Raw genomic sequence first — 24,920 nt, forward strand, 5'->3', positions numbered from 1 at the left:
TCTCCTTAAGGGCGGGCGCCACTGGATTTTGTTTCAGGGGCTTCCAATTCTTCCCTAAGTAATATTTTGAAATCCGCTTCCGATCTTAGATTAGGGTCCGCATCCGATTCTATGGTCCACCTGAATGTTCCTACATCCAGTTTTTCCAAGTCTTTGAATACTAACCTATCACCTTTTGTCTTTTTTTCGTAGATTAGCTCATCGCCAGAGCCTCTCTTATAGAAAAGACGAAATTTCCATTCGCTTTGTTTCTGTTTGGCGGAGAATTTCCAGCGGAAAGAGATACTTTCTCTGCCTGTCATATCCACCAAAGTACCGTTTTTCGGAAAATCTACGGAAAGATCAGCACTTGTCTGCGTTTCTGGAACCGCAACAATCTCTTGTTTTGTTTCTGCAACCTGGATCACCGGAAGAGAGATAGAAAATTTACGCACTTCCGAAAATGTTTCCGTTCCGGGAAGATTCGTATACGACTGCACTCTCCAATAATAAGTCCCAGGATCCAATGTGAGAGAAAAATTCGTGCGGAATACTTGGGTCTCTGACAATGCTCCAAAATTTGGATCGGTAGAGATCTGTAATTTATAACCGCTCGCTATCTTTTGTTTCGCCCAGGAGAAGGCCACAGTCCTGTCTTCCTGAGAAAGATCTTTTTTGGGATAATGTAATTCTACAGGGAAGTTTGGAAGAACTCTGAACTTTCTTACCTCGGATATTTTTTTGCCATCCTTGGAGTTAATCCTCCAATAATAGATCCCTTCAGGAAATTTTTGTTTATAATAAGGTTCTTTAGAAGGCCTTTTAGAAATATAAACGGAGAAGTCCCGTCTAGGAGAAATCTCTAATATACCTTCCTCTCCACCTTCCCAACGGAACTCGATCGTCTGTTCTAATTCTGCAGGAAAATATCTATGCGAATCTTCAGGACTAATAAGACCCCAATTTTGATTCAGTTTATTTCCGTTCAGAGAACTTTCTTTTTCACCTAATGTTTGTTTAACGGCACCGTTTTCGGACCATTCTACCTGTCCTCTTTCTACATCTACTCTGGTACCGTTTTCATTTTTCGTGACTTGGAATTTGGAACCAAGCTCTGCTTCTAAACCGACTGTTCCGGCGATAACGGAGAGCACTTTTTTCCCACTCTCTACTAGAATATTCCCTTCGTTCAGATCCAGATTTTCTTTATTTTCCTTTAATTGGAGAACCACCATGGACTGAGGATCTAATTCTATTCTAGTGCCTGATTTCAAAAATACGACCGCTTCCGATGCTTCGTCCGTTCGGATGGAATCCCTATCATAAACAGGCATTCCTTGCTCCAGATCTTCCCATAACATTCTGTCCGGAAATTTTCTTTGAGCGGTTTTGTATCGAAAGGAGACAGTTCCCATGATCTCCTTCCCTACTCCTCCATTCGATTTGGATTCGAAATATAGAAGGTATAAAGACAGAAAGAGTACAACGAAACAGCCTAAGCCGACCTGCCATTCTCTTTTATAAATTCTCCAATCCATATCTTAATCCGCGATAGCCTTAGAAGGAGAATCAGGTTCAGGTATTCCGCAAACCTTTCGTAACTCTTGTAAATTTTTAGGACAGTCGGGATCTTCCAACCATCCTAATACTGCATAAAGTTGTTGTGGTTTTTCTTTTCCTCGGATCCAAACAGGTGGAAGTGTTTCGAATTTATAATGGTCTTTTACTTTTTCATAAGATGTTTCCGAAACCAATATATCTGTTCCGAATTCTTTCGTTAAATATTCTATACGAGAAGCAAGATTGACTGCGTCTCCGATAACGGTGAACTCCAGTTTCTTTTCGGAACCGATCTGACCTACTACCACAGGTCCCGTATTAATTCCACATCCGAATCTTGCCTGAGGTCTTCCTATTTCATTTCCGATCCGATTGAATTCCATCAAAGCGTTTCTCATCAATAATGCAGAATTAATCGCATTTCTTGCATCGTTCTCATCGGTGTACAATGCGCCCCAGTGAGCCATGATCGCGTCTCCGATGAATTTATCCACGATCCCTTCCGTAAGATAAATACATTCCACCATTTCGGTGAAGTATGCGTTTAGAAAATCAACCACCTCGCTTGGTTTTAATTTTTCAGACATTCCAGTGAAGTTTCTTAAATCCGAGAAGAATACAGTTACGTCTTTAGTGACCCCACCTAAAGGCATGTCCCCTGCGAGTGCACGCTCTGCAATTTCCTTGTTTACGAATTTTCCGAAAGTGTCTTTGATCTTTTCTCTTTCTTCTAATCCATGAGCCATCTTGAGAAATGAATTTGTTAGAACTCCAACCTCGTCTCTGGTGACCGGTTTGATCCCTACCTTATAATTTCCTCTTTCGATCTGTCTTGTGGCGCTCAATAGATTGATGAGTGGGACAGTCAAGGTTCTGGAAAATAGGAATACAACTAAGAACGCGAGGCTCAGGACCGAGATCAGAATATAAAAGTTCTGCCTTCTGATCTTATACACCGCTTCGAATGCTTTGTCAGCCTCGATAGAAGATACTACTGCAAGATTCCCATCTTCTAATTGTTGGAAAGATCCCAGAGTTTCTTTTCCTTCGAAGATGGAAGTTTGGGATCCATTGTCTGCGGGACTTCTTAATAAAAATTGTACCAGAGGATTTTTAGAATAATCTTTTGCAGAAACAGTTTCTGATTCTTCCGTATGAGCAATTAATCTTCCTCTTGAATCGACTACCCAGATCGCGAATAATTCGGTTTGTAAGGCAGACCTGGCTGCTTCCCAAAGATCCTGAGGAGAAATTAAGAAGAAACCATAACCTTTTCCGGATGTATCCTTCTCTATAAAAAGTACAGCAGGGAATCCAAACTTAGAGCTAATATTTTCCAATCGAGTAGACTCGAATTCGGAAGCGAAAAATTTTTCTTTTTCTTCTTTAGGGATGGAAACCCATAAACTGCGGATCTCATCTTCTTCTTTCCTAAGATCTCGGACAAATCTAGGATTAAAAACAAGCGACGATTCTCCCTGTTCGTATTTTCCCCAGGCGAGAATTTTAGGATGAGTGGAGAAGAAGCCGGCAATATGAGAAGGAGCTATGATCTTTTTAGAATCGGAACCTTTAGAAGGACGAATATTCCATTTGTCTGCAAACTCCGATGATTTTGTAGAAAGTTCTTTGATCCTAAGACCTACTTGAAGTCCGGTCAATCTCGCCAAACTCAAGTTATATTCTTGGATAAGTGATACGGTATAATTTCTGAAAAGACTAGTAGCGAGTCCGATCACAAGCCCCATACTCACAACTACGATGGCGGAAACGATCGCAAGAAGTTTGACTCGAATTGTGATCCTAGATGCTTTAAAATCTTCTCCATGATTTTTAGGAGGCTCTTCTTTTTCTTTTCTAGGTTTGTCAGAAGTAATATTTGGAGAATATGGTGTATATACTTTGGCAGGTTCTTCTTTTTTACCGGAAAGGATCTCCTGCATCAATTTTACGAATTCGTTGGATTCATTTTCAGAATAACAAACAAGTACGGAACCCAAATGAGATCTAAGAAAACGATCTAATTTTCGTGCAGATTCCGGAGAAGATCGGAACTTAGCGCCATCCATCGTAGAAAGACGGATCTTATCTTCTTGGAGTTTTTTCACCAGATCCTTGAATACCTGGCTATTTTTCCAACCGCTCGCTTCCGATTTCGTTCCCCAAAAAACTACGTCTTGGATACCTCTAGTATGGATCTCATCCATCCATTCAGAAAGATTTACACCTTCTTCCGGAAAATGTTTAGAGTATGCGGACATAGTGTCCGTCAGAGGAACTTCTAAAATTTGATTTTTCCCGACTCCCTCTTGCATGGGGATAGGAGTCTCTGAAATCTCTCTAGTTTGTCATTACAAAATCCAATTTTATCTCTCTTTAGATTTGCCCTCGGTTTGCCACATAATTCGGCACTTCCATTTTTTCTTTTCTAGAAAATACTTCCTCTTAATCTGGGAGAATGATTTGGATGGACTCGGTTTTAGGTTCTAATTGGTTACTCGGAGTAATTTCGGTTATTTCCGGAATTCTTTTGGGTTATCTTTTCGGCGGTTTCATCGTTCCGAGACTCGCAAAAACTCTCACAAAGGACAAGTTAGATACAAACCATCCTCTTTACACGGCTCTTCTTTCCTTAGTTAGATTTTCCTTTTTTATTTTTGGATTATATACTGCTCTAAGATTCTTAAAATTAGATACTTCCTCGGAAGAGAAAATTTCTCTCTATCTGAAAGTATTCGGGATCATGGTGTTCACATTCTCCTTTGCAAGAGTCGGTTCCGGAGCTTTTACTTTATATTCTTCAAAAGCAGAAGGACTTCTACCCTCCGCATCGATACTAAACAATATAGTTAGAATTCTGATCTTACTCACCGGAGGTTTGGTCGCATTACAAACTTTAGGGATCTCCGTTACTCCTGCTTTGACAGCATTAGGAGTAGGAGGTCTTGCATTCGCATTAGGTTTACAGGAAACACTTTCCAATTTATTTGCAGGACTTGGAGTTTTACTCGGTAAAAAAGTATCCGTAGGAGATTATATTTCCTTAGAAACTGGAGAAGAAGGTCTGGTAGAAGATATCAACTGGAGAACGACTTCCCTCAAAAAAAGAAATGGAAGCACGATCATAATTCCAAATGCTAAAATGTCTAAGACCACATATACGAATTATAGTCTTACAAATACGGGACTTTGGACTGAGTTGGAGATCAGTATTCCTAAAGAAGGAAATCTGGAGAGATTAGAATCCATTTTGAAAGAGGCTGCAAATTTTTCCTTAACGGAGATCTACGGAAGAACCGGCTACAGTGAATCCAAAATTTCATTTCGTTATGTTTCTTTCGGGCAATCTAATATCGATTTGGTGGTTCATCTTCCTTTAAAAAACATTGATGATTCCGGACAAATTAAATCCGTTTTCATAAAATCCTTGCATTCCCAATTTAGATCAGAAGGAATCGATAACATATCCGCGAAAGCAGCAAAATAATCCGAAACAAACTAATCTATTCGCGGAAATCAGTCGTAATAGAAATCATATGCGAAACGTTTTAGAAAACAAACTTTGGTTTTATGTTCATGTACTTAGCTTGGACATTTGTCTTGGAGTTTTAGGTTCCGGTGCCTTGGCAACAATAGTAACAGGTGCCAAAATGAAAACGGTATGGTGGTTTCTTCTTCCATTAAGCGTTTGGGTCATTTACACCTTGGATCATTTATTGGATGGAAAGAAGGTAGGAGAAAATTCCATCAACCCACGTCACAAATTCCACTACGATCATTCTAAAATTTTAACTATACTCTGCACAATCGCAGCTATCATCTCCGCGGTTCTGGCCTTCTTATTATTAAGAGAAATCGTTTTACTCGGTGGAGTACTATTAGCTGCACTAGCAGTTCTTCATTTAGGGATCGCTCGCTGGGGAAAGATACGTTTTGGAAAAGAATTCTCTGTTGCATTGATCTATACTTTAGGAGTTTGGTTCGGTCCTCTTTTGATTGTAGGATTTCGTTCTTGGACAAGCCCCATTCTTCTTTTCTTATTCTTTTTAGGTACCGTTCTAAATTTAGTCATGAACTCTCTTATGGAAGCAGAGTTAGATGCTAAAGAAGGCCAAGTTTATCTATTAGGAGTTCTTTCTCCCAAACTAGCTAAGGAATGGGTGTTACGATTGTCCTTGCTCGGATTTCTGGCTGCCTTAGTATTGGCCGGCGGAATACGGAAATGGGCGCCGGGCACCTCGGTTTCGGCCTCTTTGGTGATCGCCCTCATCTGTGCAGTTCCGGGAGGAATCCTGCGTTACGCGGATAAATTCCAAGATTCTCAAAAGTATAGGATCCTTGGAGAAGGAGTTTTTATCTTGGGATTAATCCCTTGGTTTCTAAACTCCTTCTAGATCCTTGACCGCCTAAGAAATTTAATATCGGAGATAAAAATATGGGAGAATTTTTCAAAAACAAAGTCGTGTGGATTACAGGAGCTTCTTCCGGGATCGGCGAATCTTTAGTTAAAGAAGCCGCAAGAAGAGGAGCGATATTAGTTCTTTCTTCCAGAAGAGAAAAGGAACTCAAAAGAGTTCGCAAAGAGAACGGACTAACAGATTCAAACAGCATGATCCTTCCTTTAGATCTAGAAGATTATAAAAAGTTAGGAAAAGTTCCCGCTCAAGTTATCAAAACTTTTGGAAAAATAGATGTGCTCATCAATAATGGTGGGATCAGCCAACGTTCCATGGCCCATGAGACTTCTTTAGATACTTATGAAACTTTAATGAAAGTAAACTACTTCGGAAATATCGCACTAACTCTCGCAGTGCTTCCTCATATGAGAGAAAGAAAACAAGGCTGGATATCTACAATCGCGAGTGTTGCAGGACTTATCGGAGTTCCATTGAGAACCGGATATTCTTCCACCAAATTTGCATTAACCGGTTTTTATGAAGCTCTTAGAGCCGAAAATACAAAAGAAAATCTGAAAGTCACCCTGGTCTATCCTGGTTTTGTGAAGACCAATATTTCGCATAACGCACTTAAAGGAGATGGAACTCCTCAAAAGAAAATGGATAAGGTAATCGAGAATGGGATCGATGCGGATGAATGTGCACGCAAGATTCTGGATGCGATCGAGAACGAAGATCTACAAGTGATCATTGCAGGTGGAAAAGAGAAATTCGGGCTGTTCCTAAGACACTATTTCCCTAAGTTTTTCGCAAAATTCTTATCTAAGACTGCAGTTACCTGAGATTGTAGGAATTCCTACTGGGAGCAAGGCCGGCCAAACGAGTCGGCCATTCCAGGGAACAGCCTAAGTTTTATCGAAAACATTTTTGAAAAAACGGCCCCCACCCTGCGTTGGGATTGGGGGGAGTGGCCCGTGGGAGCCCTTTCGCCTTCTATCATAAAACTGTAAAATTTACAATTACAAAATTTAGTGAGGTTTTGTAGGAGCTCCAACAAGTCTGGATCCTACTTCCTCATCTTCCAAACAGATCGAATCTTTTCATTTCGAAAATCCTCTGGATGAGTTTGTTTAGTGATATCCTGAATATCTTCCCACAAAAGTTCATCAACATCCAATTTGAACTTCCTAAAGTTTGTAGAGAAAAAGAGAACCGCACCAGGCGCAGAAAAATCCCTAAAGATCGAATTCAATAGAAAAGAATAATCTCGTTGCACATCGAAAATATCCCTCATCTTCTTACTGTTAGAAAATGTAGGAGGATCGACTATAATAAGATCGTATTGTGTTCTTTTAGGATTATTCCTTTCTCTCTTCAGCCATTCCGTAATATCTTCTCTGATAAACTCGTGATCTTCGTAAGCGAATCCATTAAGTTCAAAATTTTCCTTAGACCAGTCTAGGTATTTTTGAGAAAGATCCACGCTCGTAATTTTTTTTGCTCCACCGTCAGCAGCATATACGGAGAAAGCACCGGTATAAGAATATAAATTGAGTACATTCTTTCCGGAGGCTTCTTTTCTAAAAAGATCGCGAGTAGTTCTATGATCTAGAAAAAGTCCAGTGTCCAGATAATCGCTCAGGTTTACCTTAAACTTCAACCCACCTTCATTCGCTTGGATTGACTTTTCTTGAGTGTCCAACTTTTCGTATTGGAGATTTCCTTTTTTACGTTCTCTTGTTTTCCAAAACAGATCCTCAGGAGCAAGTTGAAGAATTTCGATTATAAAATTACGGATCGTATTTCTTTCCGATTCCCTTTCATCTTCAGACATCGGATAAGAATTCAGGTATTCGGAAACTAAACAAAAATTTTCGTATAGATCAATGACGAGCGGGACTTGAGGAATATCTCGATCGTAGATCCGAAAACAGGTGATTCCCCTTCTTCTTGCCCATTTTTTCCAATGTTTGGACATCCTGGTCAGGCGATTGGAGAACATTTCTAAATGTTTCATTTCTCCCAAAGTTTCGGATCCACCTCTACTAGGGGATAAACTTTTGCATCCCCGTCATTATAATGCCACCATTCGGAACTAATCTGCTTGAATCCATGTTTTGTTAGAACTCTAACTAAAACCTCTAAATTTTTAGAGACCGTCGGGTCTAAGTCTTTACGAAAAGGAGAAGCCTTATAAGTGAATTCATCGTAAGGACTCGGCATTTCTAATTCTTTCCCTTCCGAATCTATAAGAGTGAGATCCACTGCCCCACCTCGATTGTGAACGGAACCTCCTTTTGTAGGATTTCCAACGTATCTTGGATTTGGGACCTTCTCCCATAAAATTTTTTGCGCATATGGAGGACGATACCCATCCCAAATTTTGATCCTGTATCCGTAAGTTTGGAATTCAGAGTTGGCAGCTTTTAATTTTTCTGCTGTTTCTTTTCTAAGTAAACAGGTTTTGAAAGGATAGATGATGGAGCCCGTAAAATTTTCAGGAGTCGAATAACGTAAATCGATCTCTATATTTGGATCTATATCTTTTACATTTACCAACCCATTTTCGATCGTTAAAGATACCACTGGGCTTTCTTCGAATTTAGGAACTGGGGATTTTTGGCAATAGAAGAAGGTAAGCAGAAGAAAGATCGGACCAAGACTATTACGAACTCTCATGTAAGAGTTTATTTAAGCTTTTAAGCTCAGTGTCAATCAATACTAAGCGACTATAATCCGTCATAAAACAAAGGTTATCGGTTAATATCAAATCTCGGGCTTCAGGAGCGAAGCAACTATAATCTTCCGGCAAATACGAATCTGGCCTTGTAATAATTTTCATCCAAAGAACTTACGGTTACGCCCTTGACCACGGAGGCATGTACGAACTTTCTATCCTTCAAATAAACTCCGACATGACTGATCTTCTCGCCATATATATTAAAAAATACTAAATCCCCCTCTTGTAGATCTGACTCGGAGATCTTTTTAACCTGTTTGGAAATACTCTCGGAAGAACCTGAAATTGTTTTGGAATATACTTTTTTCACCAGCTTTGCAGCAAGACTGGAACAATCTATTCCGGACTCATCTTTTCCATTGTCTCTATGAGGAGTTCCGATCCAATTCTGGGTTTCCTTGAATAATTCCAAATTATCTTTGGGAGCAATCTCTAATTTCCAAGTTTCATAAAAGTATTTATGAACTTCTTTATCGGATAAGGATTTTGCTTGGTCTGCAACAAGTACCAGAGCGAAGAAAGGTATGATCAAAAAAGAAAGTGCTCCCGAATTTGGGAGAACTTTCTCTTTCCATAAAACTAGAATTTTTCGGATTCCGTTCAAGATCATTCTTATCTGACCCTTTCGGAACGGATCTGGTTTCTTTTTTTTCTAGTTCGGAGTAATTACAATTTTACGTTTTTCAGCCAATCTCCCAAACAAACTCTCTGATCTTTTCGCTCACCATATCAGGCATTGTTCTCTGGATCCAGTGATTGCTATCATACGTATATTCTTTATATGAATCGCAAATCCTTTCATGGAGTCTGTATAACTCCGGTCGGATTGCGAAATCTTTGAGTGGAATTAGAACCTGGACCGGAGCCTTGATATGTTTCGGTTCCGGATACTTCTCTCCTCGAAGCAATTCCCTATATAAATTCACATTGGAAACTGTGGTCGCAACAATCTCCTCCTTGGATTTATTTCTAAGTGTGTCGTTCTTAGGGACTCCTCCCGTATTCATTGTATACTTCCAGAAAAATTTACTGAAAGTTCTCCAGATCCACTCCGGTAAGAAAGGAATTTGGAAATATAGAATGTACCAAGATCTTTTGAGCTGAGAAAGAGCCTTGTACAAAGAAAGTGGATTTCCGGAAAGAGCCATTTGAAAAGCACTCCTGCGTCCAAGAACAGGGTGAGGCCCGCCCATTGCCGTATAAGACTTTGCCCAAACTGATTTTTCTTCGTCAGCAACGAATGCCCAACTGATGAGAGATCCCCAGTCATGGGCAACAAGATGTACAGGCTTATCATTACCTACAAATCGGATTACTGCTTCAAGATCTTCGAATATTCTACGAACATTATATGCTCTTTGTTTTTTAGGTTTATCTGATTTTCCTGAACCTCTTAGATCCAGAGCGGCCACGTTATAGTCCTCTTTTAAGGATTCCATCTGGTAAGACCAGACCCTATGATCGTCAGGATATCCATGCACGAATAGAACTGTGGGTCTGTTCGGCCTTTCTTTCGCTGTATGATTGTATTTCACATACAAAGAAACATCGCCGTTATGAACGAAAGTTTCTTTGAAAACTTCCGTCTTTTCCTTTTTTACTCCGTTTTCCAGTTGGGTAGCCGCCATATTTTTCGCCTCTTTTCGTTTAAGAAAATTTTTGTCCTAATCTTTCCATTCCTCTTAAGAAACCGGGAGACAGTCTGGTCAAAAAGCGCAATAACTTCGCAGTGAATCCTGGGAAAACATGCATCTTTCTTTTTTCGATTCCTCTTACTATGGCACGAACTACCATCTGAGGGCTGTCTACGATCAAAGAAGGAACTACTTTTGGTTTATCCGTTCCGAATTGTTGAGAATGTAGAATATTCGTATTTGCGAAGAATGGATACACGTTAGTTGTATATACACCCTGATGCCTATAACCTGAATCTAATGCCTCGCCCAAGGCCCTGATCCCGAATTTGGAAACTGAATAATACACTAATTCCCCTGGAGCCGTGATCCCGGCACAAGAAGATAGATTTACAATCTGTCCATATTTTCTTTCCAACATTGCAGGTAAGAACAAACGAGAAAGATAAATAGGGGCGTATAAGTTTACGTCCAAGATCAATTTCCATTTGTCCATGGGAACATCCAGTAATCTGCCGCCGAATGCTAAACCTGCATTATTAACAAGGATATCGATCTTTGGTTGGATCTTGATCGCTTCTTTATAAGCTTTTTCGCAACCAGATTCGCTGCTTAAGTCCGCTGCAAAACTTCCGAGTATTTTTCCCGGAACAGGTTTAGAATTTTCTAAATAGAATTCTGCCTTGGTTTCCGGTGCTTTCATATCCGTAAGCACTAGATTGGCGCCTTTTTTTAATAGTTGTTTGGTTAATTCTTTACCGAAACCACCGCTTGCTCCGGTGATTAAAATGTTTTTCCCGCTTAGTCTGCTCATGCAATTTCCTTGTATCTATGCTCTGGCGATTCGAAGATTGCCCTACTTAATTCCAGATTATCTTCTTGTTCCGGATGAAAATTAGGACGGAAGTATCTGAAGAACGCACCTGCCGCATGAAAGAAGACCTTTTCGTCTATAAAGATAAAACGGAAAGCATCTTTTCTAGTTTTCCATTTAAAAGTAAGTCCCTCTTGCCAAAGAAGAATTTCAGCACCTATAAATGTTGCCGCCCAAAATACTATGGTCACTCCAAGGAAAGTGATCATTCTTCTGAAATAGTTTCCACTGATATCCAAGAATACATCGTAGGCTGCGGATTTATGTTCTATCTCTTCTGCTGCATGCCATTCCCAAAGACGTTTCATTTCCGATTCCGCTTGGTCTAATGCCTTAATTTGTAAGCCGATCGTAGCTACAAGAGAAGTATAATGTTCCGCACCGGCAGTAGCCGCCAAACAAGACTTAGCTGACATGATTTTTTCCACAAAATTTACGAAGAAAGAATTCACAAAATCCGTAAATGTTTTGATCTTAAAGCCTTGGTCTTCTAGGATTTTCCAGGTCTTTTTGTGTTCTCCTGCATGTTGGGCTTCTTGGCCCATAAATGCCTTTGCATTCCTGAGAACTCTCGGATCTTTAATACTCGGCAGGAATTTCTGGATACTTCTGATAAAGAATCTTTCTCCGTCCGGGAAAAAGAGAGTCCAGGTGTTCAGAATATGGGTTTTATAAGCGGAACCGTCCATCCAATGTTTGCTGGTGCCATTCTCGCTAAATTCGAATTTAGGTTTTCTGACCGGATAAAAATGAAAATCCTTATCCTGTAATATTTCGCTGCTCATAATAAGCCTTCTAAATTTAATATTAAAATTATTGAATATATTTCGCTTAAGCGGGAACTTTTTCTTTTTGTTTCTTATTACTGACCTTGGAGTTTGAAGACTTAGATTTTTTCTTTTCGTTCCAAAGACGAACATGAGGAAGATCCTCATCCAACCAATACGCTGTAGAGTCTGTAACTACTAGGATCTCTTCCCATTTTGCTCCGAAGGACTCAGATCCTTTGGAACCGTTATATATCTTACCTATATGAGGTTCTACTGCCCAGAGTCCTGGTTCTGCTCTGAAATCAGAACCTTCTCCCCATAATGGCGAATGTCCTGAGACCCCAGGGATCAGATCTTTTATCATTTGAGGGAATAAATATGCGAATGTTTGGAATGGAAATCCATTCACTCTTCCACCTGGAAGATTATATGCGGGAAGCCTTCCTACCTTATGACCTAAAACTCCCTGAGGATAGATTGAATGACAGTTAACGTATCCGGATGCACGGATCCTTGCGTCTACTTCCAAATAGATTTCGGATAAGGTTCTTTCTTCTAAAACCCTTCTTAAAATTAACTCTCTGTATTCTTCTAAATTTGCGAGTGCCTTATCGTGTTCCGGATTTTTACCGAATGAAAATGCGTAACCCACATCTGCAGCTCTTCCTGCAAACGTAGGAGCTACATCTAGGATGACTGCCATACCTTCTTCTAATCTTCGATTAGAGGGTTGGAATTTTCCTCCGAAGTGTGGGAGTAACCCTTCTTCCTTTCTTAAATAATTAAGAGAGAGTGGACGTTTGAATCCTCTGAATGCGGTCCTATCTCCGAACCATGCAAACCCATAATGGAAGAAGGATGTGCCCCCGGCGTTTCGAATATAATCATCAATTTTGCGGGCTGCTTCTTTTTCGGTGATCCCAGGGTACAATTCCTTACGCACGGATTCCACCGCTTCGTAAGCCAAGGCTTGCACTTTGCGATAGGATTCTAGTTCTTCTTTAGGATATGTTTCGCGGGACATCGATCTCTTCTCCTTCCTTGTGGAATCCGACAGGAAGGTTTTATCCTAACCGATATGCGAAAAACAATCGTCCGAACTTATAGTTTGCTACCCTTTTTTCTCCATTCTAAAGGAGTCATTCCGGTGATTTTCAGAAACTGTGCATTAAATGTGGACTTAGTATTGAATCCAACATCATAAGCAATAGAGAGAACAGTTCGTTCCAAGTCCTCGAGTAGTAGAGTTTTGGCCTCTTCTACTCTAAATGAATTTAAGAATTCATTGAAATTTTTGCCGTATGTTTCGTTTAAAATTCGAGAAAGTTGGTGAGGAGAAACCAAAAGTTTTTCGGCGAAATCTTGGATCTTCAGGTTTTCTTCTTTGTATATTTTATCCGCTTCGACCAACTCCTTGATACGAGTATGAAGTTGGTCCAGATCCAATCCATTTAGTTGGGTTCTTTCATATCTTTTCTGTTGGATCTCCGACTTCAAAGAAATGAAAAAATTGGGATACCTTGAGGAGAATAAAAATACAAGAACGATCCCTAAAGTTTGGAAACTAGAACCTGCAGCTAACAAAAACTGATTTTTTAAAAAATATCCGAACCAACAAAGTTGAATGGTAGTAAATACGACAAACAGGATCGTATAAACTAGAGAAGAAAGCGGGATCTCAGTTTCTTTAGACGCCTTTCTGAATAATACCCAAAGAAAGATGGAATAAACTGTTTGGTGGATGGAACCGAAGATTGTAACTCCGGTTAGAATATCCACCTTCGAGCCAAACATTGCATTTCGAATATATTCTCGGATCTCTTCTGCAGGTAGAATGATATAGGCTATTAATTCCCCGAGTAAAAGTAAAATTGCCGGGATAAAATGTTTTCCGATCTGGATCTCTCTATCCAAGGCAAATTGGACCATATTTCTAGAGACTATAAGTAATGTGGGACCCACAGCCCAAACTGCGGGAAAGAATGCGGGCCAGAACCAAATATGATCTGCGGCCCATGGGAGCAGACCTAGGCCTAATCGACTCTCTACCAACGCGAGAATGATCGCCAGATAGAAAATCCCACCCGGCATCGCATTTTCCCTTTTTTTAGCGAGTTCCATCGCCGCGAGAAGTAGGCAAAGTGCGGTTCCAAATTGGATCCAAAAATGAAGAAAAAAACCGGGCAGATGCTCCAAAACAAAATTCCTTCGAAACTTCGGGAGAGTAAATCGAAGGCGAAAGTTTTGTCCAGCCGAAAGGGAAAATTGCGACAGGTGCAGAAGGAAGGTTTGACTCTTCTACCCTTCCCCTGTTTCCTATCGGTATGAGCGATTTCGTAGAGTTGAAATTCGGAGACCAGGTCCACCGTCTTCCAGTAATCACCGGAACTGACGGGAATAAAGGAATCGATATTAGAGATTTGCATACTAAGACGGGACTTACTTCTTACGATCCCGGTTTTTTTAATACTGCATATGCCCAGAGTAAAATTTCCAGAAGAGACCCTATGACTGGAGATTTACAATACAGAGGCTATGATGTCGCAGAATTAGTGCATTATTCCACCTTTGTTGAGACCAGCTATTTGCTGATTTATGGAGATCTTCCGAGCGAAAAGCAGTTAAAAGAATTCTCCATGAAACTTTCCAAACATAGTTTGATCCACGAAGATATGATCAATCTATTCGATGGTTTCCCAGGAAGAGCTCATCCACTTGCGGTTCTTTCCGTGATGGTTTCTTCCTTATCCAGTTATTACCAAGATGAATACGAAGAATACTTGGATCGAGGAATTGACCAAGCAGCTCGACTTTTAGCTAAGATCAGAACAATCGCAGCATTCTCTTATAAAAAAATGATCGGGCAACCTTTCGTTTATCCGGTGGATCGTCATCCATACTGTACAAATTTCTTATATATGCTTTTCTCCATTCCGTCGGTTAAATACCAACCGTCAGAAGAGCATGATAGGATCTTAAATCAACTTTGGATCTTATACGCAGACCATGAGCAGAATGTTTCGAACACTACCGTTCAGTTGATCGGTTCCACTCAGGCAAATATATTCGCATCCGTTTCTTCCGCGATCAACGCACTTTGGGGTTCCAGAGAAGGTGGAAGACAAGTTGCAGCAGTCGAATTGATCGAAGATATTATTAAATCTAAACTTTCGGTTCCTGAGTTTTTCGAAAGATTCAAAAAGGGAGAATCCCAACTTCACTCCACATGTTTCGGTCACGATGCATACAAGGTGAAGAGCAAACGTTCTACAATCGCTCAAAAACTATTCTCTGAATTTTATAAGCAGAAGAAGTTGGACCCAATCGCAGAGATCGCTTTGCAAGTGGATGATTTCGTAAGCAAAGATCCATTCTATCTGGAAAAAAATCTGTATCCTAATTTAGAGTTCTATAGCGCGATCCTATTCCATAGTTTAGGGATTCCTAAAGAACTTTTCACTGCAATGCAGGCGATCGGTAAACTCCCAGGTTGGTTGGCTCACTGGAGAGAACAAAGGATCGGTGTGAATGCATCTCATAAAGTCCGTCCTCGCCAGATCTTTACAGGTGAGACTCACAGGAAATACAGACAAATCCTGGAAAGATAAGAGCCTGTCCCAGGCTCTTTAAGCCCGAGACTCTACCTTTAAAAACCTAAGTCGCAATCGAACTGGTCGCATACTATAGCAGTACAAACGATTGCACTCAGGTTTTGAGGATCACCCGGATCGTCTAACTTTGCGCATACAGCCAAGTAGGCGTCCCGGGTGAGATCATCCTTTCGAAGCTCTTGCCTCGTTTTAGATTCTTCCGCATCGCCTACCAAGGCACAGGCGATACTTAGGAAAATCCCCAGTAATAAATATATTCGCTTCATCTCGATCTCAACGCAGTATTTTGAACCCAGATCTACTTCTTGTCAAGGTACGGAACCGTTTTCCATTATAATATTTTCTTGATCTACATGCTCGATTTCCTATAACGTAAAACGAATATTGAAATGGATGGAATATGAATCTACGTAATTGCACATTTATCAGTTTATTACTACTTACATTTATTGCTTTTTTCAGCTGTGCCGGAGCGGGAGAGATTAAAATTAATAAAGATGAATTTAAAAACTCTCAAATTGTTCAATTGAAATTGTGGTCCTTTCGCTGCGAAGAGCCAGAATTATTCAATGTGAACTTTCAAATAAGTAGAGAGTTTACTGACTCCAAAATCCAACCGTTTACTGTTGTTCGGTTCATCATAACCGCCCCTGAAAAAAGTTTCGATCTCGAGCAGGATAGCTTTATTAAAATCGATGAAAGAAAATTTAATGTTAAGCTTGAGGGGATGTCTGTCAATGTCAAAGGAGAAGCGTATTCTGGCACCCGAAAAGATCCTGCAACAGGGAAGGAAGAGAGTTATAGTGGGGTCCACGTCAGTAAGCAACTTAAGGGGATCTTTCAATTTACAAAAGAACAGGAAGGCCTAATCTTAGAATCCAATCAGTTTCTACTTCGTTTGTATTCCGGATCGTCTCCTTTGACCTTCATCATCAAAGAAAAGAAGCTGGCAAAATTAAAGGAATTCTTAAAGACCATCCCTCCTACAGAAACCCAACCAACTAACAAAGTTGTTCCAGATACAAAGGATCAGAAAAAGACACGTTAGTCTTTCTGCCTAAGACAAAGTTTCCTCCAATCCACTCTTAGTGGCTTTGTGTCTCTGTGTGAGAATCTCCCTGTGCCTATTGAAACTCTGCGTCTCCAAAAACAAAAAAAAACCGTCTCCTTTCGGAGCCGGTCTGAATAGGTTTCAATTCTGTAAGTTCGTTGATCTGAGATCTAATTAATTAGACCGATTTTTATCCGATAATGCCTTCAAGAAAGATACTATCGAATCTACCTCTTCGCTGGAAAGCTCTTTTCCAAGCTGCAAATATGCCATTTTTTTCACCGCTTCTGGTAGGGTTGCCACCTTTCCATCGTGGAAATAAGGAGCGGTTAAGGCTATATTTCTAAGAGACGGAACTTTGAAGAAATACTTTTCAGCATCGTTCTTACTCACTGCAGATCTTCCGACATCGGTAGTATTTTCGTAAGGATTTACTTGTCCTAGTTTACGGAAGCTGTTTCCTCCCAAAAGAGGCCCATTATGGCATTGGATACATCCAGCGCTTAGGAAAGTTTCCAGTCCCTTCTGCTCTTCAGAAGTTAAAGCTCTATGATTTCCAGCTTGGAATTCATCGAAACGGTCCCTGGTAATCAAAGTTCTCTCGAACGCAGCAATCGCCTCTGCCAAATTGTCATAGGTAATCTTTTTGTCCTGGTCCGGGAATGCTTTTGCAAACAGATCCACGTATTCTGCGATTTCAGACAGTTTTTTCTCTACTGCTGCTTCGGAAGGCATAGCCATTTCCACTGGGTTTAAGATCGGTCCTTTTGCCTGAGCCTTTAGGTCAGCCGCTCTTCCATCCCAGAATTGAACGAAATGAAATCCTGCGTTCAGAGATGTAGGAGAATTCCGATCTCCATTTTTTCCAAGAGCACCTGGAGAAGTAGGAAGATTATCGACTCCAGCAGTCTTTCCTAAAGTCCCGTGGCAGGAACTGCAGGACTGTGAATCGTTGATAGAAAGACGTTTTTCGAAATAAAGTTTTTCGCCTAAAGCAATCTTAGCCGGAGTATCCTTTTCGGAACCTGGCATTTTTTCCGGAAGGATCCCGAAGGAAGTCTTCGCGTCTTGCATGAGCTGTTTTGTTTTCTCGGATGGACCACATGCCGAGACAAGGGCCAAAATTAGACCCACGTAAAGTATTTGTGTATTCTTCATTTTTTCATCACCACAGATTAGAATCATTCTAATCTTGTGTAGAATCCTCTAACGTGAATTAGAGACAACTCTTTTTCGGAAGAATCCGATTTCTCTTTCGAAAAATTAAATCAAGAGTGCAATCTTAGCTCGAATTCGAATTTTCCAGGTTCACTCATTAGGAAAAATCTTGCTCCCAACTTTTCGGCCCTCACTTTCAGGTCTGCTTCCAAAAGAGAAGAAGGTTCTTCTTTTGTTTCTGAAACTCCTATTGCCTGTACCCTAAGTAATATAGAATCTCCTTCTTTCCCCCAGAATATTTTAGATTCACCGGACCTTCTCGCACCTATCGTTACCGCGTCGGAGAAGATCCTTTGGACCTGTAGGCATTCGTCTATTCTCAAAAATTGAGACACATTTTGGATCTCTGAATGAGAGAATAACGGGTTTTTCAAAACGAACTTTCTCATTTCATCTTCTACTAATTCCTCTTTTCCACCCTGATGATGCATGAGATCCAAAATATCCCGAACTCCTGAGAGAGTTTGGTTGAGTTCGTTTTTGAGTTTAGAAAGTGATTTGTCGGAACTTTCTTTTGATTCCAGTTGATCGATAAGGGAATGAAATCCCTTATCCATGGATTGATCCACTAAGGTAGCATATTTTGCTTTTTCCTCGGCGTTTAATCTAAGTTGCTCATTATACTTGGATTGTAATTCTGCAAAAGTTTCCGCCTTCTCCAGATCTTTCGTAAATCTTAATGATATAATATAAGAATTGAATGCGATAAATCCTACAAGCGCAGCGGGGAAACTATATGGGATCAGGAAGTAAATTTCGTATAATCCCCAGATAACGTCATTTACCATAGAAACCGCAAGTATCATTCCAGAAAGAAATACTGTTCTGGCTCTATCTTCCTTCTGCCACCAAGCATATCCTAATGCTGCTAAAAGAACGATTGTGTAAAAAGGAGGAACATGCATGAAGAAGGAATATAGATAAATAAGTTCTTCTTCTCCCAATATAAAAACGGAAAGTACGAAGATGAGCATCGTGCTCATTAATATCATCATCCATTTGTGTCCGAATTGTTTCGGATACATTGTCCTTAGGATCATGTACACGGAAGGGACCAAACATGCTTCACAGAAATATTCCATTCTGATCCGAAGATCTAAAGTCAGTTCAGGGGTAAGGATATATTGGAGTCCGGAAGTAACGAAAGAATAGAAGGCTACTAAGAAACAAAATAATGAGAAAAATAACGGCACCAAATCTTTTCGATACGACGCGAAGAAGATCAGGTGATACAAACCGACTGAAAATATGATCGCAACTAAAAGTGTTTCCCAAATCGTTTCCCGGACCACTTTAGATTTTAAAGCATCTATATCTCCGATCAGGAATGGATTACGTATCCCACCTTTCAGGAAATTTCCCCTATAATTCGAAACATTTACGATCAGTTCGGTATCAGTGGAATCCAATAAATAGATCTGCGCATTTGGATGTGCTAAGAACTCAGTATCAAGCCTACTAGTTCCATTGATCCCGTTTGCAAAGATCATCTTTTTTCCGAAATATACCGAATATACGCCAGGGATCCTTGGCACATAGATGGCTAGATTTTTTTGCTCGGGAGTTTTATGGATCTTTAATCTATAGGAACCATGTCCTTGCCAGGTAAACTCAGGAGAATAATCTCTCCAAATTCCCGGAACAGGAAAGTACTGTCCACTTTCCACATAACCCATATTAGGTGAGTATAAATTTCCCCAACTGAATTCCCAATCTCCTTTGAGGGGATAAATTTCTCCCCAATGACTGGTTGTACTCATGTCTATACTTCCTTTGTAAAGGAGCGGGGTTTTTTCGGAAGATTTTGTAGAACAAGAGATTAAAAGGAAGAAGGCACAAAGAAGGAATGCTAGTTTTTTTTTCTTTTCGGATCCTTTCGAGGTTATGTCCACATGTATATTCAAAAGATTCGAAACAGGGAAAGCAAATGAAAAACTTCGCCTAAGTATTACTAGACTATTTTGGATTCTCATCTTTGAGTTAGAAGGATTAAAATAGATACTTAAGGGATGGAAAATTATTTCCTACTCTTCCTAGATCTTTCTATCTTAAACGCAATCCCTTGGGCATTGATCTGAGAATCGAACCCTATAAATCTTTCCTCTTTTTCTCCAAAAGGAAGATCACGAATACGGATTTGGTCTTCCAAATAAGAACGAACCCTACCCTCACAGAAGGAAACCAAGGCTTCTCCTTCTAAACCTGTCTTTTCCGCAGAGATCAGAACGTTTTTCATAACGTTAAGACCTTCTTTCATTTGAGAAGCTCCAGAACGGATATCTTCCCAAACTCCGAAATGTGTTAGATAAGCCTTATCCGCACCCGTTGCAAGTATCTTGTCTACGGAAAGGATCGCTTCTTCCGGATCGAAATCAGTCGGGGTAGTAGAAGGGAATAAAAGAGAATCTTTTCCTTTTCTAAATAATGTATAACCGATCCCGAATGTATCTCCTGTAAAAATCCCGTTTGTCAAAGAATCATAAATACAAAAATGATGGTTCGCATGTCCTCTCGTATGCAAAAATTTGAATATTCTTTTCTGCCAGATTAACTCTTCCCCCTCGCTCATGGTCCTAACTCGATCACTTGGTACAGGAAGAATCTCACCGTACAACTTAAAATAATTCTCTTCTCCATATACTTGGATGGAACTTTTGATCAAACGAGTAGGATCTATTACGTGAGGCACAGCTTTTGGATGAGCAAGTACAGTCGCATTTGGACAAAGTGAGACGAGCTTTCCTGTTCCACCTGCATGATCCAAGTGAACATGAGTGATTATAATATAATCCACGGACTCAGGGCCGAGCCCTTCTTCTTTTAATGCTTCTAATAAAAGTGGAACCGCGTTATTCGTATTATTTTCAACGAATGTGGCCCTGTTACCATCCACGATCAGATAAGCGCAGGCAAGCCCTGCTTCCACATATCCGCAATCTATGGTCCGAATCTTATCCAAAAGTTTCTCCGCAAATAGTATGCAGTAGTTAGACGAGTATCCTCTAATTAAACCACCAGATGATCGGCATCTTTGGTTTCAATTTTCGAATTTCCTAATTTACGATCCAAGTATTCGTCAGGAATAGACTCCAAGGCTTCTAAAAGTAATTTAGGACTAGGGTTGGAATACATTTTTTCTGTGAGAATCCTGCGATAAGAGCGAGCACCTCTGACCTCATGAAATGCTCCAAGCAAATGTTTTAAGATCCGACTCGGTTTTTCACCCAATGCTGTTTGAGAGGAAACATATTCCTGCGTAGATTCGAAAATCTCTCTATAACTTAGATTTAAAGGTTTTGCCCCGAAAAATTCCGAATCTACATCTGAGAATAAAAATGGATTTTCGTAAGCTGCCCTTCCGATCATAACTCCGTCAACTTTATCCAAATGGGAATGTATATCTGAAATAGATCTGACTCCTCCGTTTAACTCTATCACAAGATCCGGAAAACTTTTTTTGATGGAATATACATCCTCATAACGTAATGGAGGAACAGTTCTATTCTGAGCAGGGCTTAAGCCTTCCAATATTGCAATTCTTGCATGTATTGTGATCCTTCTTGCGCCTGCTTCGCTTACAGATCTTACGAATTCATGCAAATCTTCTAATGTTTCTTTTCCGCGAACACCGATACGACATTTAACTGTAACAGGTATGGAAGTTTTGGAATCCATTTCAGAGATACAATCTGCGACCTTATTCGGATCCTTCATCAAACAAGCTCCGAAATTTCCTACTTGGACCTTGTCACTCGGACATCCCACATTTAGATTGATCTCCGAGTATCCATATTCTTCGCCAATCTTAGCACATTCTGCAAGTTGAGATGGATTGTCGCCGCCTAGCTGCAAAGAAAGTGGGGATTCTTCCGGAGAAAAACGTAAGAATCTATGTTTGTCTCCTCTTAAGATGGCGCCGGTAGTCACCATTTCAGTATAGAATAGTGAATGTTTAGTGATCAGTCTTAAGAAAAAACGAAAATGCCTGTCCGTCCAGTCCATCATTGGGGCTACGGATACCGGGTATAGGATCGGTTGTTTTTTTTCGAAAGACATATACTTCGACTAATACGATCCTCGGTTTTCGGTGTGAGCAGTCAAGCCCCATGAAATGGACTTGGTTTGATTTCCGGCCGTTTCAATTTGGTTATAGGCGATGGATTCAAAGAGACTAAATCCGGATTTTTTCTTAAAAACCATAATCTGCTGCCTATTTCTGATCCTCTCCTCTTGTAAAAGTATGAGCGGGATCTTGGACTCGATCATTATCAATGCGGGTGCGGAATATACCGCCTTGGATTTTTTTACTCATCCATCCAATGTCCAAGGGATACCTATTAGTAAGTTCAGCGTTCCTGGATCTGATGTAGATACAAGCATTGTCAGTAGAGATTCTACTACCACTCGCGCATTTTATTCCATCGGATCAGTTCCTAGTAGGATCCCCGGCACTCGAGATATCAAAGGATTTTTTTCTTTCTTAAGCGGACTCGCCTGGTCTTTCAATCTAACTTCTCCCAGAACATATAGAGGAAATTTGATCAATTATCCTGATGACGGAAGACGTTATCTTGCATTTGATGAATATGTTTCCAATCAACTCTTCCCTCTTCCTCCTCAATTAGGAAGAAATATGGAATACACATACGAAGATTATCAGATGTATTTCACACTTTATCTAGGCTATTATGAAGGGAAGAATGTAAACTTTGGTGTTGGGCCAATATATGGCCTCGCTGTCTATAGAATGGACATTATAGAAAGAGAACAAAGGATCTCGAGCGTCAAGAACCAACTCCAAGAATTAAAAGGACTTCGTTTATTATTTGAATATAATATAGGCCAATACTTTCCGGACACTATCCTTTATAATGCATATGTGTTTTTAGAGGTAACAAGCTTCGGGGATCTGGATGGGAAAGGTATGAATATCAGAAATCAAGTCACGACTGCAAACGGATTACCTGCTCCATCTCTTTATATGAACATGACTACCTACAGAATGGGAGTCAGAAAAGAATTGCAACTTTCGAAAGAACCTCATAAAAAAGAAGAAGGTCCGGCCTATCCTCCTTTAAAAAACCTTCCTTCCGCGGGCCTCCCTCCTAAAGAAGATACTAAAACCGAAACGGAAAATCCAGGATGATTGACTGGAAAGAAAACGGCACCCCCGTTTCCAGAGAATTCAACGACATATATTTTTCTCCAGAAAACGGATTGGAAGAAACCAGGCATGTTTTCCTAAAAGGAAACAGATTAGAAGAAAGATTAACTTCCTCCGAAGCGCATCATACTTTTTCCATTCTAGAATTAGGATTCGGGACCGGTTTAAACTTTTTTGCCGCCTGGCAACTTTGGAGAAATTGTAAAAACAGATCTAAACAAAAAGTTCTTCGATTTACGTCCTTCGAAAAATATCCATTAGAAAGAGATGATATTCGAAAAGCTATTTCCGCTTTTCCTGAACTTTCCGAACAACTCGAATTATTTTTAGAAAAATATAAGCTGCTCGTTCCTGGATGTAATACTTTCTTATTCGAAAAAGAAAGTCTGGTCTTGGATCTATGGATAGGAGATGCAATTCGACTTCTTCCGGAAACTTCCGGAAAATTCGATACATTCTTCTTAGATGGATTTGCTCCTTCTAAAAACCCGGAACTCTGGGGAGAAAATATTTCTCTTCAACTCAAAAGACTTTCTAATAAGAATGCAAGCCTTGCTACATTCACTGTAGCAAGATCCGTTAAAGATTGTTTGAGCGGTGCAGGTTTCACTCTTTCCAAAGTCCCAGGTTATGGAAGAAAAAGAGAAATGTTGGTAGGAGTATATGAGTCCGAACCAGTCGCTGATGTAAATCCAATTCCATTCTTAAGAAGAATATCCACTTCTAAAATTCCCGAGAAAGTATCCATCCTGGGAGCGGGACTTGCGGGAGCAAGTATTGCAAGAGCACTCGCATGGAGGGGAATTCAGATAGAAGTTTGGGACGATCATAATGCGTTACGCGCATCTTCTGTACCGATGGCAGTTTCTCATCCTCATATTACCAAAGGAGAAACTCCAACTAGTTTATGGACTCTACGTTGTCTCGGAAATTCCATCCGCCGTTATTCCGATCTTTTGTCCAAGGATTCTTACCAAATTTCCGGCACATTACAACTTGCTGGAGAAGACCTTCCTTGGGCAAGATTGGAAGAAGGTGTAAAGGTACATTCTTTATCCAGAGAATTAGCGGAGCTAAAACCGGAACTTGGAAAAAACTTTTCTGAAGATACAAAAGGTATCTATTATCCTTCCGGCTTTTGGACAGACACTCCGGTCTTAATAGAAAAACTTTTAGATCATCCGAATATTTTTCTCAAACAAGGAAAAGTCGGATCAATTCATTTTGAAAAAGAAGAATGGACATTATTTTCCGAAAACAAAGAAATTTTAAGTAAAACGGAAGTTTTGATCTTAGCAAATTCTTTCGGGATAGAAAGTCTATTGCAAGGTTTATGGAAAGAGTCCCCCTTCTCCCTTAGATCCGTTAGAGGGCAATTAGAAATATTAGAAGATCCGAATATAGATTCCGAAAAAGATCCGATCTATGTAGGAGAAAAATATCTAACTCCTTCTAAGAACAGAATTAGAGTAAACGGTTCCACTTTTGATGAATTCGATTTAGATCCGAAGATAAGGGCCAAAGATAGGGAAGAAATTTTAGAATACTCTCAAAATACATTCCAAGGCATTCACTGGAAGCAGATCAAGGTTCGTTCCGACTTTGTCGGGATACGATCCCAAACTCCGGATCGATTTCCAATCATCGGTCCGGTCCATTCTCCGGAACCTTTTCGAAAAATATACTCAGGTATGAGTCTTCCAAAAAACCGAAAGAAAGAATTCCCTTTTTTAGAACCGCAAAAAAACCTGTTTGTGTTCGGCGGTTTGGGATCCAGGGGAGTTTTGACTTCCCTATTGGGAGGGGAAATTTTGGCGGAGATTCTTTTAAACGAACCTTTATCTATCGAAAATAGCTTGTACTCTTCCCTGCATCCGTCAAGATTTCTATACCGCAAGATCCGAAATCAAGATTAAGGAAGA

The 24,920-nt window shown here is 40.1% G+C and carries 22 protein-coding genes; 7 read left to right on the forward strand and 15 right to left on the reverse strand.

Translation table 11 applies throughout. From position 1 onward, the window contains the following. Positions 1-5 precede the first annotated feature (5 nt). The gene (locus EHO65_RS01005) at positions 6-1,517 is read right to left on the reverse strand and encodes a FecR family protein (protein WP_135772390.1); all 1,512 of its coding nucleotides are present in this window, start codon (positions 1,515-1,517) and stop codon (positions 6-8) included. A 3-nt stretch (positions 1,518-1,520) separates the two neighbouring features. Next, a complete protein-coding gene (locus EHO65_RS01010; protein WP_135772391.1) occupies positions 1,521-3,854 on the reverse strand; it encodes an adenylate/guanylate cyclase domain-containing protein in 2,334 nt (777 codons plus the stop codon). 152 nt (positions 3,855-4,006) lie between these two features. On the opposite strand from EHO65_RS01010, the gene EHO65_RS01015 reads away from it, so the two are divergent. Genes EHO65_RS01015 through EHO65_RS01025 form a run of 3 tightly spaced genes read left to right on the forward strand, consistent with a single transcriptional unit; the run spans position 4,007 to position 6,778 of the window. After that, positions 4,007-5,026 carry a mechanosensitive ion channel family protein gene (locus tag EHO65_RS01015; RefSeq protein WP_135772474.1) on the forward strand — a complete coding sequence of 340 codons (1,020 nt, stop codon included), beginning with the start codon at positions 4,007-4,009 and terminating at the stop codon, positions 5,024-5,026. Between the two features lie 49 nt (positions 5,027-5,075). Next, positions 5,076-5,933: an LA_0991 family prenyltransferase-like protein gene (locus EHO65_RS01020; RefSeq protein WP_135772392.1), complete on the forward strand. Its 858-nt coding sequence runs from the start codon at positions 5,076-5,078 to the stop codon at positions 5,931-5,933. Between the two features lie 41 nt (positions 5,934-5,974). Further along, positions 5,975-6,778, forward strand: a complete 804-nt coding sequence (locus EHO65_RS01025) for an SDR family oxidoreductase (protein WP_135772393.1) — start codon at positions 5,975-5,977, stop codon at positions 6,776-6,778. A 224-nt stretch (positions 6,779-7,002) separates the two neighbouring features. Here EHO65_RS01025 and EHO65_RS01030 read toward each other — a convergent pair whose 3' ends face one another. The 8 genes from EHO65_RS01030 to EHO65_RS01065 all read right to left on the reverse strand — a co-directional run bounded on the left by EHO65_RS01030 (position 7,003) and on the right by EHO65_RS01065 (position 14,150). After that, complete coding sequence (locus EHO65_RS01030) at positions 7,003-7,953, reverse strand: class I SAM-dependent methyltransferase (RefSeq protein ID WP_135772394.1); 951 nt, start codon at positions 7,951-7,953, stop codon at positions 7,003-7,005. Continuing rightward, positions 7,950-8,615, reverse strand: coding sequence for a M15 family metallopeptidase (locus tag EHO65_RS01035; RefSeq protein WP_135772395.1), 666 nt, complete (start codon positions 8,613-8,615; stop codon positions 7,950-7,952). The genes EHO65_RS01030 and EHO65_RS01035 overlap by 4 nt, the downstream gene beginning before the upstream one ends. A 116-nt stretch (positions 8,616-8,731) precedes the next feature. After that, complete coding sequence (locus EHO65_RS01040) at positions 8,732-9,286, reverse strand: C40 family peptidase (protein ID WP_135772396.1); 555 nt, start codon at positions 9,284-9,286, stop codon at positions 8,732-8,734. Between the two features lie 73 nt (positions 9,287-9,359). Further along, positions 9,360-10,304, reverse strand: coding sequence for an alpha/beta fold hydrolase (locus EHO65_RS01045; RefSeq protein WP_135772397.1), 945 nt, complete (start codon positions 10,302-10,304; stop codon positions 9,360-9,362). Between the two features lie 19 nt (positions 10,305-10,323). Continuing rightward, the gene (locus EHO65_RS01050) at positions 10,324-11,124 is read right to left on the reverse strand and encodes an SDR family NAD(P)-dependent oxidoreductase (protein WP_135772398.1); all 801 of its coding nucleotides are present in this window, start codon (positions 11,122-11,124) and stop codon (positions 10,324-10,326) included. Then, on the reverse strand, positions 11,121-11,969 hold the full coding sequence (locus tag EHO65_RS01055) for a metal-dependent hydrolase (protein WP_135772399.1): 849 nt from the start codon (positions 11,967-11,969) through the stop codon (positions 11,121-11,123). The genes EHO65_RS01050 and EHO65_RS01055 overlap by 4 nt, the downstream gene beginning before the upstream one ends. Positions 11,970-12,015: 46 nt before the next feature. After that, positions 12,016-12,978 (reverse strand): M24 family metallopeptidase, encoded by a 963-nt coding sequence (locus EHO65_RS01060; RefSeq protein ID WP_135772400.1) that lies wholly within the window; start codon positions 12,976-12,978, stop codon positions 12,016-12,018. Positions 12,979-13,055: 77 nt separating this feature from the next. Beyond that, complete coding sequence (locus EHO65_RS01065; protein WP_135772401.1) at positions 13,056-14,150, reverse strand: AraC family transcriptional regulator; 1,095 nt, start codon at positions 14,148-14,150, stop codon at positions 13,056-13,058. Between the two features lie 128 nt (positions 14,151-14,278). On the opposite strand from EHO65_RS01065, the gene EHO65_RS01070 reads away from it, so the two are divergent. Beyond that, a complete protein-coding gene (locus tag EHO65_RS01070) occupies positions 14,279-15,562 on the forward strand; it encodes a citrate/2-methylcitrate synthase (RefSeq protein ID WP_135772402.1) in 1,284 nt (427 codons plus the stop codon). A gap of 38 nt (positions 15,563-15,600) precedes the next feature. Here the strand turns inward: EHO65_RS01070 and EHO65_RS01075 are convergent, their stop codons facing one another. Continuing rightward, the gene (locus EHO65_RS01075) at positions 15,601-15,831 is read right to left on the reverse strand and encodes a hypothetical protein (protein ID WP_135772403.1); all 231 of its coding nucleotides are present in this window, start codon (positions 15,829-15,831) and stop codon (positions 15,601-15,603) included. Between the two features lie 134 nt (positions 15,832-15,965). On the opposite strand from EHO65_RS01075, the gene EHO65_RS01080 reads away from it, so the two are divergent. Beyond that, positions 15,966-16,613 carry a hypothetical protein gene (locus EHO65_RS01080; protein WP_135772404.1) on the forward strand — a complete coding sequence of 216 codons (648 nt, stop codon included), beginning with the start codon at positions 15,966-15,968 and terminating at the stop codon, positions 16,611-16,613. Between the two features lie 177 nt (positions 16,614-16,790). On the opposite strand, the gene EHO65_RS01085 is transcribed toward EHO65_RS01080, so the two are convergent. The 4 genes from EHO65_RS01085 to dusA form a co-directional block, all read right to left on the reverse strand. Next, positions 16,791-17,801 carry a cytochrome-c peroxidase gene (locus tag EHO65_RS01085; RefSeq protein ID WP_425269312.1) on the reverse strand — a complete coding sequence of 337 codons (1,011 nt, stop codon included), beginning with the start codon at positions 17,799-17,801 and terminating at the stop codon, positions 16,791-16,793. Positions 17,802-17,884: 83 nt separating this feature from the next. After that, on the reverse strand, positions 17,885-19,594 hold the full coding sequence (locus EHO65_RS01090; protein WP_135772406.1) for a 7TM-DISM domain-containing protein: 1,710 nt from the start codon (positions 19,592-19,594) through the stop codon (positions 17,885-17,887). 257 nt (positions 19,595-19,851) lie between these two features. Next, positions 19,852-20,793, reverse strand: a complete 942-nt coding sequence (locus EHO65_RS01095) for an MBL fold metallo-hydrolase (protein ID WP_135772407.1) — start codon at positions 20,791-20,793, stop codon at positions 19,852-19,854. A 47-nt stretch (positions 20,794-20,840) separates the two neighbouring features. Beyond that, positions 20,841-21,890: a tRNA dihydrouridine(20/20a) synthase DusA gene (gene dusA, locus EHO65_RS01100; RefSeq protein WP_135772408.1), complete on the reverse strand. Its 1,050-nt coding sequence runs from the start codon at positions 21,888-21,890 to the stop codon at positions 20,841-20,843. 100 nt (positions 21,891-21,990) lie between these two features. Between dusA and EHO65_RS01110 the strand changes: the two genes are divergently transcribed. Together EHO65_RS01110 and mnmC1 are read left to right on the forward strand one after the other, a co-directional pair. Continuing rightward, positions 21,991-22,980 carry an LIC10647 family lipoprotein gene (locus EHO65_RS01110; RefSeq protein WP_244243392.1) on the forward strand — a complete coding sequence of 330 codons (990 nt, stop codon included), beginning with the start codon at positions 21,991-21,993 and terminating at the stop codon, positions 22,978-22,980. After that, positions 22,977-24,914: an FAD-dependent 5-carboxymethylaminomethyl-2-thiouridine(34) oxidoreductase MnmC1 gene (gene mnmC1 / locus EHO65_RS01115; RefSeq protein WP_135772410.1), complete on the forward strand. Its 1,938-nt coding sequence runs from the start codon at positions 22,977-22,979 to the stop codon at positions 24,912-24,914. Before EHO65_RS01110 ends, mnmC1 begins: the two co-directional genes overlap by 4 nt. Positions 24,915-24,920 lie beyond the last annotated feature (6 nt).

Origin of the sequence: Leptospira andrefontaineae (assembly GCF_004770105.1) — a bacterium.
Classification (GTDB): Bacteria; Spirochaetota; Leptospiria; order Leptospirales; family Leptospiraceae; genus Leptospira_B; species Leptospira_B andrefontaineae.

Excerpts from the sequence above, each read along its gene's own strand:
- EHO65_RS01005 (WP_135772390.1), bottom strand. The coding sequence starts at position 1,517 with ATGGATTGGAGAATTTATAAAAGAGAATGGCAGGTCGGCTTAGGCTGT.
- EHO65_RS01010 (WP_135772391.1), bottom strand. The coding sequence starts at position 3,854 with ATGCAAGAGGGAGTCGGGAAAAATCAAATTTTAGAAGTTCCTCTGACG.
- EHO65_RS01015 (WP_135772474.1), top strand. The coding sequence starts at position 4,007 with ATGGACTCGGTTTTAGGTTCTAATTGGTTACTCGGAGTAATTTCGGTT.
- EHO65_RS01020 (WP_135772392.1), top strand. The coding sequence starts at position 5,076 with ATGCGAAACGTTTTAGAAAACAAACTTTGGTTTTATGTTCATGTACTT.
- EHO65_RS01025 (WP_135772393.1), top strand. The coding sequence starts at position 5,975 with ATGGGAGAATTTTTCAAAAACAAAGTCGTGTGGATTACAGGAGCTTCT.
- EHO65_RS01030 (WP_135772394.1), bottom strand. The coding sequence starts at position 7,953 with ATGAAACATTTAGAAATGTTCTCCAATCGCCTGACCAGGATGTCCAAA.
- EHO65_RS01035 (WP_135772395.1), bottom strand. The coding sequence starts at position 8,615 with ATGAGAGTTCGTAATAGTCTTGGTCCGATCTTTCTTCTGCTTACCTTC.
- EHO65_RS01040 (WP_135772396.1), bottom strand. The coding sequence starts at position 9,286 with ATGATCTTGAACGGAATCCGAAAAATTCTAGTTTTATGGAAAGAGAAA.
- EHO65_RS01045 (WP_135772397.1), bottom strand. The coding sequence starts at position 10,304 with ATGGCGGCTACCCAACTGGAAAACGGAGTAAAAAAGGAAAAGACGGAA.
- EHO65_RS01050 (WP_135772398.1), bottom strand. The coding sequence starts at position 11,124 with ATGAGCAGACTAAGCGGGAAAAACATTTTAATCACCGGAGCAAGCGGT.
- EHO65_RS01055 (WP_135772399.1), bottom strand. The coding sequence starts at position 11,969 with ATGAGCAGCGAAATATTACAGGATAAGGATTTTCATTTTTATCCGGTC.
- EHO65_RS01060 (WP_135772400.1), bottom strand. The coding sequence starts at position 12,978 with ATGTCCCGCGAAACATATCCTAAAGAAGAACTAGAATCCTATCGCAAA.
- EHO65_RS01070 (WP_135772402.1), top strand. The coding sequence starts at position 14,279 with ATGAGCGATTTCGTAGAGTTGAAATTCGGAGACCAGGTCCACCGTCTT.
- EHO65_RS01075 (WP_135772403.1), bottom strand. The coding sequence starts at position 15,831 with ATGAAGCGAATATATTTATTACTGGGGATTTTCCTAAGTATCGCCTGT.
- EHO65_RS01080 (WP_135772404.1), top strand. The coding sequence starts at position 15,966 with ATGAATCTACGTAATTGCACATTTATCAGTTTATTACTACTTACATTT.
- EHO65_RS01085 (WP_425269312.1), bottom strand. The coding sequence starts at position 17,801 with ATGATTCTAATCTGTGGTGATGAAAAAATGAAGAATACACAAATACTT.
- EHO65_RS01090 (WP_135772406.1), bottom strand. The coding sequence starts at position 19,594 with ATGAGTACAACCAGTCATTGGGGAGAAATTTATCCCCTCAAAGGAGAT.
- dusA (WP_135772408.1), bottom strand. The coding sequence starts at position 21,890 with ATGTCTTTCGAAAAAAAACAACCGATCCTATACCCGGTATCCGTAGCC.
- EHO65_RS01110 (WP_244243392.1), top strand. The coding sequence starts at position 21,991 with ATGGATTCAAAGAGACTAAATCCGGATTTTTTCTTAAAAACCATAATC.
- mnmC1 (WP_135772410.1), top strand. The coding sequence starts at position 22,977 with ATGATTGACTGGAAAGAAAACGGCACCCCCGTTTCCAGAGAATTCAAC.